Raw genomic sequence first — 14,394 nt, forward strand, 5'->3', positions numbered from 1 at the left:
CCAATGCCCCCCGTTCTCACAGCGGACGCGCACGACAGCGTCGTGACCCTGGACCCCGGCGCGTCCATGGCCGTCGAGAGCCTGGCCGCCGGCCTCCTGTCCTTCGCGGACGGACGGATCGACGATCCCGCCTGGATCCGCCAGGCCGGCCGACGCCGCCACGAGCTGCCCGTCGTCCTGCGCAGATCCCTGGCCGACTTCGGCCGCGACCCAGGTCCGGCCGGCGTGCTGCTGGTCCGCGGCCTGCCGGTCGACGAGGCGCTGATCGGGCCGACCCCCATGGTCAGCGGCTCCGCCCAACGCGAGGCCACCATGCCCACGGCCGTCCTGATGCTCCTCACCCACGCGCTCGGTGAGCCGATCTCCTTCCGGCCCGAGAAGTCCGGCGCGATGGTCCACGACGTGGTCCCCGTGCCGGGCAACGAGGAGTTCCAGGGCAACGAGGGATCGGTCCTGCTGACCTTCCACACCGAGAACGCCTTCCACCCGCACCGCCCGGACTTCGTCCTGCTGTTGTGCGTACGGGCGGACCACGACCGGGTGGCCGGGCTGCGCACCGCCTCCATCCGGCAGGTCCACCACCTGCTCGGCGCCGGCCACCGGGAAGCGCTCTTCCAGCCCGAGTTCAGCACCGCGCCGCCGCCCTCCTTCGCGCTGCCCGCGACGCACTCCCGGCCGCACCCGGTGCTCAGCGGCGCTCGCGAGGACCCGGACCTGCTGGTCGACTTCGCCGCCACCGAGCCGCTCACCGAGCGGGCGGCGCAGGCCATGCGCGAACTCCGGCGACTCTTCGCGGCGCACGCGCTCACCCACCACCTGCTGCCCGGTGACCTGGCGATCGTCGACAACCGGGTGACCGCGCACGGCCGCACCGGTTTCGCGCCGCGCTACGACGGACGCGACCGCTGGCTGCACCGCACCTTCGCGACCCAGAACCTGCGCCGCTCGCGCGTGCACCGGGCCGGCGACGGTCACGTCCTGACCGGCTGACACCCCGAGTCGGCGGCGGGGAGGTCCGGACGCCGCGGCCGAGCGTGCGAGGCGTCCCCGTCTCGCACGCCGATGTCCTGATCACGGTCGAGGCGGGCGGGTGTGCCCGCCCGCCTCGACCGTGATCGCCCTGCGGCCGACCGCGGGCCCGGCATCCCGGTCGGCACCGCGGCGCCCGGCCGCGATGGCGTGCGCCGTCCCGCGGCCGCACGGGCCGGCCGCGGCGGTGACGTCGGCGCCGGCCGGGATGCCGGGCCCGCCCGGACGACCGGGACGGCGCCGCTCGCCACCGGCCTGTGATCGCCCCCGCGAGGACGGTGTCCTTCCACACGGCGCGGGCCCGCGCGAGGGTGTGCCGGGCGGCCGCCTCGTTGGACTCCCGCATGGTGTACCGGCCACGCCGCGGCGGTTCGGGGCGGCTGCCGCTCCTCGGTGGGCTCGGTCCCGGACAGATTCTCCTCGGCGGGCGGTCGGCATCCACTGTCCGGCCTGGCACGAGGCCGGGCCGCCCCCGGTCGGTCCTCGGGGCGGCCCGGCCGGCCGGTGTCAGTCCCTGAGGGCGACGAAGCGCAGTTCGCTGGTGTAGCGACGGCCCTGGTCGTCGGTGAGCCAGGTCTGCTCCGGGCTGGGCAGCATCTCGGTGACCGTCAGCCGGCCCTCCGGGTCCTGCCGGGCCAGTCGGCGGACCGCCTTGGCGAACAGGTTGACGTACACCGGGCTCTCGAAGTCCACGTAGAACGGCCGGGGCTCGGTCGGCGTGGTGACGAAGACGAACCTGGGCAGCCCGCCCGCGGCGTGCCAGCGGCGGACCCGCACGAAGCGGCGCGCCTCGTTCTTGTCCTGGGCGCAGTCCAGCGCGCCGCCGGCGTACCGCCAGGTCTCCCGGGCCAGTACCAGCCGGTCCACGGTGATCCGGGGCGTGTGGTCGGCCTCCGGCAGCAGCCGGCACAGGTCGATCACCAGCGTGGTCAGCACGTGCGCGAAGACGTCCAGCACGCCGAAGACGGCACCGTCGGGCAGCCGGACCACCAGGCGGCCGTCCTGCCGCTCCACCACCGCCTCGGCGCTCGGCACGGTGCGCTCCCGACGCGGGTCGGCGCCGTGGTCGAGCAGGGCGATCTGGTAGTCCTCGGGGCGGACCAGGGCGTGCCGGACCCGGGTGGAGAGCCGGGCCCGGTGCTCCTTGGGCAGCAGCGGCATCAGCCGCGGCCGCGGGTGGTCCCGGCCGGTCTGCGCGAACAGCTCGGCCGGGGCCGGGTGCTGGTGGACGAAGAGCGAGGCACCGAGGGTGTTGGTGGCCACGTGCAGTTCGCCGAGCACCAGCTCGAACTCTCCCCGTTCGACGGCCTGCGGGCCGTCGGCGGCGAGCATCACGTCCGGGCTGAGGTAGCGTGCCGCGGTCCAGCCGGCCGACCGCTCGTCGAAGGCGGCCCGCACCGCCCCGGCGATGTCCGCCGAGGCGACCGCGACGTTGCCCTCGCGCTCGGGCAGGCGCAGGATCGCGGACCAGCGGTGCCGGAACTCGCGCTGCAGGGCGGCCGCCTCGCCGACCGCGTCACCGTGCAGGACCGGCATGCAGGCGAACCAGAACGACGCCAGGTCCACGGGTCCGCCGCCGGCCGTGCTCAGCCGTTCGTGGACCTGTTCGGCCAGTGCCAGCACCCGGGAGGCCAGCCGGGAGGTCAGCCAGCCCGCGCTGGTCATGAGCAGGTCCAGCGGCTCCAGGGCCCGCAGCACCTCGGTGCCGACCGTGGCGGTCGCGGCCCTGGTGCTGTCCGAGTAGACGAGGGTGCGGCAGGGCGCGGTGGTGCTGCCCTTCGCGCGGGCCGCCGCCGTGTCGGTCAGTTCCCGGAAGTCGGATTCCAGTGCGGCCAGCGCCTCGGTCAGCTCCGGCTCGGTGGCCGCCGCGGCGACCCCGGCCCGGCCGCGTTCGAGCACCTCCAGCATGCCGAGGCCGCGTCGGCGGGCCTGTTCGTCGCCGACCCGCTCCAGCCAGTCCCGCAGGTGGCGCTCGGGGTGGGTGCCGGCCGGCACCTCCAGCTTGCGGACGATCCAGCGCCGCCGCACCAGTTGATCGAGCAGATCCTCGACCTGCCGCGGCGTGGCCCGGCCGGCCAGCTCACGCCGGATCTCCCGGACCGGGCGCCGGCCGTCGCACAGCCGCAGCGCCGCCAGTTCCAGCTCGGTGGCCGGCTGCGGGGGCCGGCCGGGCGGCAGGACCGCCGCCGCGCCGGTCCGCAGGTACGGCATGCGGCGCGGGGCGACCCACTCGCGCAGCCGCGGGTCGGAGTCCAGGACCTTGGCCAGCTCGTCGATCGACCAGCTGGAGAAGTACACCCCGGTCCCGGTCACCAGCCCCTCGCCCGGCTCGACCGTCACGCCGGTCCGGTCCGGGTCGAGGGTGCCCCAGCCGACCGGGCCGAAGAAGCCGATGGTGTCGTTCTTGACGCAGAACCGCTGCCAGTAGTGCGCCACCAGTTCCTCGCGCTGGCGCGGCATGCTGGTCCGGCCGGCCGCGCTGGGCGTCCAGGCCAGGAACGGTGCGATGCCGGTGTGCAGCACGGCCCGGTTCTGCCAGGCCACCGCCGCCCGGAAGTCGGGCCGGCCGGCGATGCTCTGCAACTCCTCGGCGGTCTCCACGGCCGCGGCGGCGAAGGCATCCTCGAAGGTCTTCCACGCGGCCCCGGTCAGCGCGGCCCGAGGGCCCAGGGCGTCGGCCGCCCGGGCCAGTCCGGGCGCCGCCAGCCGCAGCACCCCGTCGGCCGGGAAGCCCGGCCCGCGCAGGGCGAACTGCCGCCACAGCTGCCACTTGTCCCCCAGCGGGACGGTTGTCCCGGCCATGGTGCCCCCCTAGCTCAGGCCGGCGTCGGCGATGACGACCATGGCGAGGTCCTCGGGCGACGGGTAGGTGAAGACCAGGGCGACCGGCACCTCTACGCCGACGGCCTGTTGCAGCCGGGCGGTGATCTGGAAGGCGCTGAGCGAGTCGCCACCCGCCTCGAAGAAGTCGCTGGAGGTGTCCAGCCTGTCGTCGCCGAGGGTCTCCCGGTAGAAGGAGGCGATCAGTTCGGGCAGTTGTGCCGCCGTCACCTGGGGACTGTGCGTGCTGGTCATCCGGTACCTCCGAGTCGGTAGCTGCTTGCTGTAGGGGTGAGTCGGCGCGATGCCGGGAAGCGGTGCCGGCGGTGTCGCGGGGGTCAGACCGAATCGCCCGGGGGGCGGTCCGGCAGCCTGGCGGACAGTGCGGCGGGCGTGTTGCCGCCCGACACCACGACGGCGACGCGCTCGCCGCGCAGCCGGCGGCCCGCCGGACAGAGCGCCCCGGCCAGCGCGACGCTGCCGCTGGGCTCGGCGGGGACGCCCGCCCGGTGCAGCAGCCGCATGGCCCGCAGGATCGCCTCGTCCGCGACCACGACCAGCGCGTCCACCCGCTCCTGGACGATCGGGAACGTGACGGTGCCCGGCGACTGCCCGCGCAGGCCGTCGGCGACGGTGGCCGACGGCGGCACGGCCACCGGCCGGCCGGCGGCCAGCGAGCGGGCGTACCGGTCGGCCCCGGCCGGCTCCACGCCGACGATGCGCACCGGTCGGCGGGCCGCCCGCGCGGCCAGGCAGATACCGGCGAGCAGGCCGCCGCCGCCGGTCGGGACGAAGACGGTGTCGACCTCGGGCGCCTGCTCGAAGATCTCCAGGCCGACCGTGCCCTGGCCCGCGACCACCAGCTCGTGGTCGGAGGAGGGCACGAGCAGCGCGCCGGTCCGCTTCGCGTGGGCCAGGGCCTGCCGTTCACGCTCGGTCACGCCGCCGTCCACCCGGAGCACCCGCGCGCCCAGCGAGCGGATGACCCGCTCCTTGTCCGCGCTGGCCCCGGCCGCCATCACCACGGTGACCGGGACGCCGAGGGCCCGGCCGTTGCGGGCCACCGCGATGCCGTGGTTGCCCGAGGAACCGGCGACGATCTCGCCCGCGGTGGCTCCGGCCATCGCGTTGGCGGCGCCGCGGACCTTGAAGGAGCCGCTGTGCTGGAGGTGTTCGGCCTTGAGCAGGATGCCCGGCAGCGCGTCGAGGGCCAACAGGGGGGTGCGGCGCACCCGGCCGGCGATCCGGTCGGCCGCCGCCCGCACGTCCGCCAGCCCGAGCCGGGTCGGCAGGGCCGTCACGGTGCCCGGTCCGGGGGCGGGGAACCCAGCGCGCGGCGGTCGGTCTTGCCGGTGCTGGTGGTGGGCACTCGATCGATCCGTACGAAGCGGTGCGGTATCAGGTGGAACGGCAGGGTCCGCATCAGGTGGGCGCGGAGCCCGGCGTCGGTGACCCCGGCCAGTGCCCCGGAGACATGGGCGACCAGGTGGAAGCGGCCCTGGTCGTCGCGCTCCGCGGTGACCACGGCGCCGGTCACCGCGGGGTGGCCGAGCAGCGCGCCCTCGATCTCGGCCGGGTCCACCCGGTAGCCGCGGATCTTGATCTGCCGGTCGACGCGGCCCAGGTACTCCAGGTTGCCGTCGGGCCGTCGCCGGGCCAGGTCGCCGGTCCGGTACATCCGCGTGCCGGGCGGGCCCGCCGGATCGGGCAGGAAGCGCTCGGCGGTCAGCGCGGGGCGGCCGCAGTAGCCGCGCGCCACGCCGGCGCCGGCGATGTGGATCTCGCCGACCTCGCCGTCCGCCACCGGGCCGCAGCCGCCGTCCAGCAGCCGGACGGCGACCCCGTCGATGGGCGTGCCGATCAGGTCGGCGGCTGTCTCCGGCCGCTCGGGCAGGTGCAGCCGGGTCGAGGTCATGGTGCACTCGGTCGGGCCGTACTGGTTGACCAGCCCGCCGCCGAGCGCCCGGCGGCCGCCGGCGGCGAGGAACGGCCGCAGCGACTCCCCGCTGGAGACGGTCAGCCGCAGCCCGCGCAGCTCCGGGGCGATCGCCTCGTGCCGGGTCAGGAAGGTGAGCAGCGACGGCGTGGCGCTGAGCACCGTGTCCACGCCGAACCGCCGTACCGTCTCGGCGAAACCCTCCGCCCGCAGCAGCACCGAGCGGTCCGCCAGCACCAGCCGGGCGCCCGCGACCAGCGGGGCGAAGGTGTCCCGAATGGACGCGTCGTAGCCGAGCGGAGCCAGCTGCAGCGCGGTGGTGTGCGGGCCCAGTCCGTAGTCGCGGGCGATGAACCGCAGGTAGCGGGTGAGCCCGCGGTGCTCGATCAACACCGCGTTGGGCGCACCGGTCGAGCCGGAGGTGTGCGAGACGTACGCCAGCGAGGACGCCACGATCGGCGGCGGCGCGGTCCGCTCGGCCGGTGCCGGCGCGGTGGCCCGGCCGGCCCTGGAGTCCATCAGCACGGTCGGCCCGGGGACGGTGAGTTGCAGCTTCTCGGCCAGAGCGGCAGTGGTGAGCAGGACGCCGGCCCGGGCGCTGTCGGCCATCGCCCGCAGCCGTGGCGGCGGCGCGTCCACGTCCAGGGTGAGGAAGGCGCCGCCGGCCCGGGAGACGGCGGCCATCGCCACGACGGCGTCCGGGCCGCGCTCCAGCGCCACCGCGCAGACCCGTTCGGCGCCGACTCCGTGCGCGGCCAGGTGCCGGGCCAGCCCGTCGATGCGGTCGGCCAGTTCGCCGTACGTCAGGACGCCCCCCGGAGTGACCAGGGCGGCGGCACCGGGAGCCCCGGCGGCGTGCGCCGCGATGGCGTCCACGTAGCTCGGCTCCACGGTCGGCTCTTCGGTCATCCGGCACCGCCCGGCAGCTTGGAGCGGTCGACCGCGACGAACCGCAGCTCGGAGGTGTACCTGTTGCCCAGGTCGTCGGTGAGCCAGGCCTGTTCCGGGGTCGGGAGCATCTCGGAGACGGTCAGCCGGGCGCGCGGGTCCCGGGCGGCCAGCCGGCGGATCGCCTTGGCCAGGATGTTGACGTACACCGGGCTGTCGAAGTCCACGTAGAACGGCCGGGGTTCGGCGGGCGAGACCACGAAGACGTGCCGCGGCAGCTCCGTCGCGGCCCGCCACCGGCGGGCCCGGACGAACCGCTTGGCCTCGCTCTTCTCGGTGGCGAACGGCAGTTGTCCGGCGGCGAAGCGCCAGGTCTCACGGGAGACGACCATCTTGTCCACGGTGACCCGGGGGGAGTGGTCGGCGTCCGGGCGGATCCGGAACCGGTCCATCACCCGGTTGGTCATCGCGTGGCAGAAGACGTCGAGCAGGTCGAACACGGCGCCGTCGGGCAGTTCGGCGACCAGTCGGCCCGCCCGCTCCTCGACCGCGACGTCCGCACAGCGGACGGTGCGCGGCCGGCGCGGGTCGGCCGTGTGGTCCACCAGCGCGACGTAGTAGTCCTGCGGGCGGTCCAGCGCCGGGCGACTGCGCGCGGACCAGCGGATCAGCGGCAGTTCCTTGGGCAGCATCGGGACCAGCCGGGGACCGGGGAAGTCCGCCGTGGTCTCCGCGATCAGCTCCTCGCGGTCCGGGTGCTGCGTGACGAAGAGCGAGGCGCCCAGCGTGTTCATCGCCACGTGCAGCTCGCCGAGCACCAGGCTGAACTCGCCCCGCTCCACGGCCTGCAGGTCCTCGGCGATGAGCATCACGTCCGGGCTGGCGTAGCGGGACAGCGACCAGCCGGTCCCCGGCTCCCCGAACGCCTTGCGCACCTGCTCGGCGATGTCCGCCGAGGTCCGCTCCACCCGGCGGACACCCTCGGGGGCCGCGATGACGGCCGCCCAGCGCTCGCGCAGCTCCTCCTGGATGGCGTCGATGTCGGCGATCGACCGGCTGTGCGGGGCGGGCAGGCACTCGAACCAGAGCGAGCCCAGGTCCACCGTCCCGTGCCGCTCGCGCAGCCGCCGGTAGACCTCGGTGATCCGCGCGCCGATGACCTCGGCGAACCGGTCGGTCATCCAACGGGCGGCGGTCAGGCACAGCTCCAGCGGGGTGAGGGCCTCCAGCACCGCACTGCCGACCCGGGCGGTCGCCGAGCGACGGCAGTCCGCGTACACCAGTGAGCGGTTGGGGGCCGTCCTGGCCCCCTTCTCGCGTTGCGCCGGGGCCTGCGTCAGGCGGGCGAAGTCGGCCTCCAGGGCGGCGAGCGCCGCGACCAGCTCCTCCGCGTCGGTCCCGGCGGCCCGCACCCGGTCCCGGCCGCGTCGCAGCACCGCGAGTTTGGCCAGGGCCGGCTCGCGGACCGCCGGATCGCCTACCCGCTCCAGGGTCTCGCGCAGGTGGCGTTCGGGGTGGGCGGTGGCGGGAACCTCCAGCCGCCAGGTGATCCAGCGCCGTCGGACGAGCAGGTCGAGGACCTCCTCGACCCGCTGCGGCGCGGCCCGGCCGGTCAGCTCCCGCTGGATGTCCCGGGCCGGGCGCGTCCCGTCGCAGCGCAGCAGCACCTGGCGTTCCAGCTCCGACACCGGCTGCGCGGGCCGCCCCGGGAGCCGTACCCGTGCCTCCTCGATCCGCAGGTACGGCAGCCGACGCGGCGCCAGCCAGGGGCGCAGGCCCGGATCGCGGTCCAGCGTCCTGGCCAGCTCGTCGATCGACCAGCTGGAGAAGAAGACCTCGGACCGGGTGATCAGACCCGCGCCGTGGTCCACCTCGATGCCGCGCAGCCCGGGGTCGAGGGTGGCCCAGCCGACCGGGCCGAAGAAGCCGATGGTGTCGTTCTTGACGCAGAACCGCTGCCAGTAGTGCGCCACCAGTTCCTCGCGCTGGCGCGGCATGCTGGTCCGGCCGGCCGCGCTGGGCGTCCAGGCCAGGAACGGCGCGATGCCGGTGTGCAGCACGGCCCGGTTCTGCCAGGCCACCGCCGCCCGGAAGTCGGGCCGGCCGGCGATGCTCTGCAACTCCTCGGCGGTCTCCACGGCCGCGGCGGCGAAGGCATCCTCGAAGGACTGCCAGTCGGCTCCGGCCAGCTCCGCCCCGGCACCGAACCGGTCGGCCGCCTCGGCCAGTTCCCGCGGCGCGAGCCTGAGCACCCCGGTCACCGGGAAGCCGGGTCCCCGCAGTGCGAAGTGCCGCCACAGGCGCCAGCCGCCGCCGGGCAGCAGCACGGGCTCATGCATCGCCGTCTCCCGCCGGGGCGCCGCCGGCACACCACTCCAGCACCGCGCGGGCACTGTGGTACTTGTTCTCGGCCTGCTCGAAGGCGATCGAGTCGGGCCCGTCCAGCACTTCGGCGGTCACCTCGTCGCCGCGGTGCGCGGGGAGGTCGTGCATGAACAGCGCGCCGGGGCTGGTGTCCATGACGGCCTTGTCGACCCGGAACGGCTCGAAGGCGCGCCGCCAGCCGGGGTCGGCCTTGGTGGTGCCGGTGGTCTGCCAGCGAGTGGTGTAGATCACGTCCGCCTCGGGCAGGTCGGCCGGGTCGTGCCGCTGCGTCACCAGCGCTCCGCCCGCCGCCGCGTACTCGGCGGCCCGGTCGAGGTAGTACTGCTCCACCCCGTACCCCTGTGGAGTGCGCAGGTGCAGCTCGGTGCCGGGGTAGCGGGACAGCGCCAGGGTCAGCGCCGAGGCGGTGTTGTTGCCCTCGCCGAGATAGAGCACCCGCAGGCCGTCGATCCGCCCGAACCGGCGCAGCAGCGTGGTGAGGTCGGCGAGTGCCTGGGTGGGGTGCTCGGCGGCGCTCATCGCGTTGACCACGGCCATCCGCCGCTGCGCGGCCAGGGCCCGCAGTTCGGCCTCGCCGCCCGCGGTCCTGGCCACCAGCACGTCGAGCATCCGGGACAGCACCGCGGCGGTGTCCTCGACCGTCTCCCCGGTGTTCTCCTGGAGGTCCCCGGGACCGTAGGTGATCAGCCGGCCGCCCAGGCGCAGGGCGCCGGCCGAGAACGCGGTGCGGGTGCGGGTGGAGGTCTTGCGGAACAGCACGCCCACCACGGCGTCGTGCAGCGGACGGGCGCCCTCATGGCGGCCGGCGGCGTACTCGGCACCCCGCCGCACGATGCCGTGCATCTCCTCGAAGCCGAGGTCGCCGATCGAGATCAGGTGTCGGCGTAGCGGACCGGACATCTGCGGTCTCCTTCCTTGACGGGCATGACGGTCTGGAACAGGGGGTGACGGGTCCGGCAGCGTCACTGACGGCACGTCAGACGGATTGCAGGCCCCGCCGCAGCACGTCGAGGCCGCGATCCAGCACGGCGGGATCGATGGTCAGCGGGGGCAGCAGCTTGACCACCTCGTCACGGCGGCCGCACAGTTCGACGATCAGCCCGTGGTCGAAGGCGTACCGCTGCAGCCGCTCGGCGCGCGGCGGTTCGACGCCGAGGTCGATGCCGAGCGCCATCCCGCACCCGCGCGTCACCAGTCCCCGTCCCAGCGCGTCCAGTTCGGCGCGGAACCGGTCCAGGCGGTCGACCGAGGCGGCGAGCCGGACATGGAAGGCGTCCTGTCGCCACAGCTCGCAGGCAGCGGTGGCGGCGACGAAGGCCAACTGGTTGCCGCGGAACGTCCCGGTGTGCTCGCCCGGCTCCCAGACGTCCAGCTCCCGCCGGAACAGCACCACGGAGAGCGGGAGCCCGTAGCCGCTCAGCGACTTGGAAAGGGTCACCACGTCGGGGGTGATCCCGGCGTGCTCGAAGCAGAAGAACCGGCCGGAGCGGCCGCAGCCCGCCTGGATCTCGTCCAGGATGAGCAGGATCCCGTGCCGTTCGGTGAGTTCGCGCAGGGCGCGCAGCCAGCCGGCGCTCGCCGGGTAGACGCCGCCCTCCATCTGCATCGGTTCCACGATCACCGCGGCGGGCGGCTCGACGCCCGAGGAGGGGTCGGTGAGCAGCCGCTCCAGGTAGCCGATCGAGTCGAAACGGCCCTGCGGACCGTCCTCGTACGGTACGAACGTGACGTCCTGCCCACTGACCCCGCCCGCCCGGCGGGCCCGGCGGCTGCCGGTCACCGCGAGCGAACCGCGGGACATGCCGTGGTACGCGCCGGTGAACGCCACCAGGCCGGAGCGGCCGGTCTGCTTGCGGGCGAGCTTGAGCGCGGCCTCCACGGCGTCGGTGCCGGTCGGCCCGGTGAACTGCACCTTGTAGTCCAGCCCGCGGGGCCGCAGCACGGTGTCGGCGAAGGCGGTCAGGAAGTCCCGCTTGGCCACGGTGTACATGTCCAGTCCGTGCGCGAGACCGTCGGCGGCGAGGTAGTCGGCCACCCGGAACTTGATGAAGTCGCTGTTGTGCCCGTAGTTGAGCGTCCCCGCACCGCAGAAGAAGTCGATGAACGTCCGGCCGTCCTCGGTGGACAACTCGGCGCCCTTGGCCCGCTCGAAGACGGCCGGGAACGTGCGGCAGTACAGCCGGACCTCCGACTCCAGCTCCTCGAATACCTTGAACTCTGGCGCCGGCTTCCGGCCGGTGATCGGGGTGTCCTCGGCGATGTCCATCGGGTCCTCTCGGCAGGGAACGTAGCCGCGGCAGCCGCTCGTGGCAGCGCACGTGGAGGGAGAGCCGCCATGCCCGCGGGGCGGACATGGGCAGAAGCAGCGTGCCGCCGGACCGTGGCACGGCACCAGGGAACGAATGGCAGCCGCACGGCCGCGGCGTTGCGCGTTTGTCCCGGTCCGGCATCCCGCCGACCAGGACCGGTCCGGCCCGGTTTCAGATCAGCCCGGTGCGCACCGCGTGCGCCACCGCGTGGGCCCGGTTGCGGACCTGGAGCTGGCCCATCAGCTCGTAGATCACGTTCTTGACGGTGTGCTTGGAGCAGCGCAGCGTCGCGGCGATCGCCTCGTTGCCGTGGCCGTCCGCCATCAGCCGCAGCACCTGTAGCTGACGGCCGGTCAGCGTCGGCACGTCCGGCCGCCGTCCGGACCCGGATGGCTCCGGCGATTCGTCGAGCAGGCGGGCCAGCGCCAGGTGGGAGAGGCGGCCCTCGCCGCGGTGGGCCGAGTGGACGGTCGCGGCCAGTCGCTCCGGCGTCGCCTCGGCGGACAGCACCATGGCCCGCGCGCCCGCCCGCAACGCCCGCAGCGCGCCGTGGCGGGACAGTACGTCGGCCACCACCAGCAGCCGCCCGTACTCGTCCGGCAGGCCGGGCCGGACGACCTCGATCGCGGCCTCCACGGTGCCGCCTACGGCCACCAGCACGTCCTGCGGGGACGGATCCGGCGCCTCGGTCGGCCGGAGTCCCGCGGTGATCAGTCTGGCCTCCACCACCGCGCGCGCCGTCGCGTCGTTCGACCGGACCCGCACCCGCACCCCCGGCCGGGGCGCGGTGACGGTCGGGGCGCTCTGGGTGGTCGGGGCGGTCGGGGCCGGGAGGGTCGTGGGCGGGGCCGCCGTCGTCGCGATCACAGCAGTCCCGTCCGCAGGGCGAAGGCCACCGCGTGCGCCCGGTTGCGCAGCTGGAACCGCCGGGTGACGTCGTGCACCACGGTGGTCACGGTGCGGGGCGAGTAGCACAGTTCACGTGCGATCTCCTCGGTCTCCCGGCCGTCCGCGACCAGCCGCAGGACCGCCCGTTCCCGCTCCGACAGCGCCGAGCCGTCGGGCGCCGCGGCCCCGTCCGTGTCCGGGCGGCGGACGGCGGCCCCCTGGCCGTGCTTGAGAAGCCCGTCCAGCAGGTCCGGTGGCAGCGTGCAGTCGCCCGCGGCGGCCGCCACGACCATCGACACCAGGCGCTCGGCGGTGCACTCGGAACGACGCAGCAGTCCCCGGATGCCCGCTGCGAACGCCTGGACCGCGTCCTCGGCCGCCAGTTCGGTCGCGACCAGAACCACTTCCTGCCGCTCGTCCGCCTCGCGCCCGGCCCGCACCACGTTCATCACCTGGGGGGCCACCCGGTCCACCATCATGACCGCGACCTGCGCCCGTTCCCCGGACAGCGCCACCGCGATGTCGCCGTGGTACTGGAGGCTGCTCCGGGTACCGGCCTCCAGTATCGGGTCCTGCGCGACGATGCTGACTCTCACCGGTTCGCCCATCGGCTCCTCCTGGGAATCGGCCTCTGCCTGACAGGGCAAGAGCATCGGCCGCGCAGCCCTGGGCGTCATCGGGTGCGGGCACCCAGTTTTTCCGATCCGACGACGGCGCGGGTCGGCCGCTTCGCCGTCGGCCCACGCCGTCGTCCCTATCACCTTCACCGCCCGGCCCCTCCGCCCGCACGTCCCCGCCCGTCCGCCGCCACCGGATGCCGGCGGGCACCGCCGGGGACGGCGGCGAAAACATGGGGGCGATACCCCCATGTCCGCCACGCCTCCTCCCGGGAGCCGCGCCGGAGGACGACGGGAGGGGCCGCCCAAGCCGCCGGTCCTCCTCTCGTGTTCGCGTGCGATGACGACTCTCAGCCGCCGAGGACCGTGACGGGGCCGCCGGCGGACCGGGTGCTGCCGGTCCGCAGCCGTGGTCGTTCGTTCCCCCCATGGCGTGGGCGAGGTTGTAGCGCGAGCCGATGCCACGGATACCGTAGACCTCGGTCACCCGCCGCTCGCTGCCCGCGCGGGCGGAAGCCCCTTGTGCGGGACGGTGCGGTACGAACCCGGGGCCGGGCCGTGCGGGTCGTGCGCACGCGGTCAGGAGCTCCTCGGCGTCAGATCCTGCAAGCCCACCACCCGCAGCAACTGCAAGCGCTCGTACGACTCCGTGCCCGGGCGGGCCGTGTGGATGACGAGCTGCTGGTTGTGGTCGGAGTTGACGAGGACCTCGCAGTCGAGTTCGAGGACACCGATCTCAGGATGCCGGAAGCGTTTCGTCGTGGCGCGGCGTACGGCGACCTCGTGTTTGCTCCACAGATGGGCGAACTCCGCGCTCGCGGAACGTAGTTCGGCGACGAGGCCGGCGGGTTCGGGATCCGTGGGGCGGGCCGAGGCCACCGCTCGCAGGCCGGCGACGTGCTCGCGGGCGCGCGCCGGGCGATCCTCGGGCGGGAACAGCTCCTGGGCCGCCGGGTCCAGGAAGAAGCGGCGGATCATGTTGCGTTCCCGGGGCGGGCGGGCGAGGACGTCTCCGCTCAGCGCCCGCGACAGCCCGTTCTGGGCCAGGACCTCGCCGCAGTCGGTCACCACGATCGCCGGGGTGTCGTGCAGCCGGTCCAGCACCAGGAGCAGGCCCGGGCGCACATGCGTGCCGGTCGCCTCACGGCGCGGCGGCTCCCGACCGGTGAGGTGGAAGAGGTGGTCGTGCTCGTCCTTGGTCAGGCGGAGGGCGCGGGCCAGCGCGGTGAGCATCTGACGGGACGGGCGCGGGCCCCGGGACTGTTCCAGCCTCGTGTAGTAGTCCACGGACATGCCCGCCAACTGGGCCACCTCCTCGCGGCGCAGCCCTGGCGTACGGCGGCGGGCGCCGGCCGGGAGACCCACGTCGGAAGGCGCCAGACGGGCACGAGCCCGGCGCAGGAAGTCGGTGAGTTCGACTCGGTTCACCTCTCCAGGGTGCGGGACCCCGGCCGGCTTATCCAGGGACTGCCGATCCCCTGATGCAGAGGTCTCTGCCGGTCGTCCCGGTATCCACCGAGGC

Annotated in this window: 11 protein-coding genes; 1 reads left to right on the plus strand and 10 read right to left on the minus strand. The window is 74.5% G+C overall.

Features of this window, described 5'->3' with window-relative positions; all coding sequences use genetic code 11:
- The first annotated feature begins 3 nt into the window (after positions 1-3).
- On the plus strand, positions 4-990 hold the full coding sequence (locus tag HB370_RS40375; RefSeq protein ID WP_167513240.1) for a TauD/TfdA family dioxygenase: 987 nt from the start codon (positions 4-6) through the stop codon (positions 988-990).
- 546 nt (positions 991-1,536) lie between these two features.
- Here HB370_RS40375 and HB370_RS40380 read toward each other — a convergent pair.
- From HB370_RS40380 to HB370_RS40425, 10 genes are all read right to left on the minus strand, one after another.
- A complete protein-coding gene (locus tag HB370_RS40380; protein WP_167513241.1) occupies positions 1,537-3,831 on the minus strand; it encodes a lantibiotic dehydratase in 2,295 nt (764 codons plus the stop codon).
- A 9-nt stretch (positions 3,832-3,840) separates the two neighbouring features.
- Positions 3,841-4,104, minus strand: a complete 264-nt coding sequence (locus HB370_RS40385; protein ID WP_167513242.1) for an acyl carrier protein — start codon at positions 4,102-4,104, stop codon at positions 3,841-3,843.
- An 83-nt stretch (positions 4,105-4,187) separates the two neighbouring features.
- The gene (locus HB370_RS40390) at positions 4,188-5,150 is read right to left on the minus strand and encodes a threonine/serine dehydratase (protein WP_167513243.1); all 963 of its coding nucleotides are present in this window, start codon (positions 5,148-5,150) and stop codon (positions 4,188-4,190) included.
- Entirely contained in the window at positions 5,147-6,694 is a 1,548-nt protein-coding gene (locus HB370_RS40395; protein WP_167513244.1) for an amino acid adenylation domain-containing protein, read from the minus strand. The genes HB370_RS40390 and HB370_RS40395 overlap by 4 nt, the downstream gene beginning before the upstream one ends.
- On the minus strand, positions 6,691-9,012 hold the full coding sequence (locus HB370_RS40400; protein ID WP_167513245.1) for a lantibiotic dehydratase: 2,322 nt from the start codon (positions 9,010-9,012) through the stop codon (positions 6,691-6,693). Before HB370_RS40400 ends, HB370_RS40395 begins: the two co-directional genes overlap by 4 nt.
- Positions 9,005-9,958, minus strand: coding sequence for an ornithine carbamoyltransferase (locus HB370_RS40405; protein ID WP_167513246.1), 954 nt, complete (start codon positions 9,956-9,958; stop codon positions 9,005-9,007). The genes HB370_RS40400 and HB370_RS40405 overlap by 8 nt, the downstream gene beginning before the upstream one ends.
- Before the next feature lie 76 nt (positions 9,959-10,034).
- The gene (gene ectB / locus HB370_RS40410; RefSeq protein WP_167513247.1) at positions 10,035-11,324 is read right to left on the minus strand and encodes a diaminobutyrate--2-oxoglutarate transaminase; all 1,290 of its coding nucleotides are present in this window, start codon (positions 11,322-11,324) and stop codon (positions 10,035-10,037) included.
- Positions 11,325-11,538: 214 nt separating this feature from the next.
- Entirely contained in the window at positions 11,539-12,234 is a 696-nt protein-coding gene (locus tag HB370_RS42345; RefSeq protein ID WP_244405932.1) for a response regulator transcription factor, read from the minus strand.
- Entirely contained in the window at positions 12,231-12,863 is a 633-nt protein-coding gene (locus tag HB370_RS40420; RefSeq protein ID WP_167513248.1) for a LuxR C-terminal-related transcriptional regulator, read from the minus strand. The genes HB370_RS42345 and HB370_RS40420 overlap by 4 nt, the downstream gene beginning before the upstream one ends.
- A 588-nt stretch (positions 12,864-13,451) precedes the next feature.
- A complete protein-coding gene (locus tag HB370_RS40425; protein ID WP_167513249.1) occupies positions 13,452-14,300 on the minus strand; it encodes a helix-turn-helix transcriptional regulator in 849 nt (282 codons plus the stop codon).
- Between the last annotated feature and the right edge of the window lie 94 nt (positions 14,301-14,394).

Origin of the sequence: Streptomyces sp. DSM 40868, from assembly GCF_011820545.1 — a bacterium.
Lineage (GTDB): Bacteria > Actinomycetota > Actinomycetes > Streptomycetales > Streptomycetaceae > Streptomyces > Streptomyces eurythermus.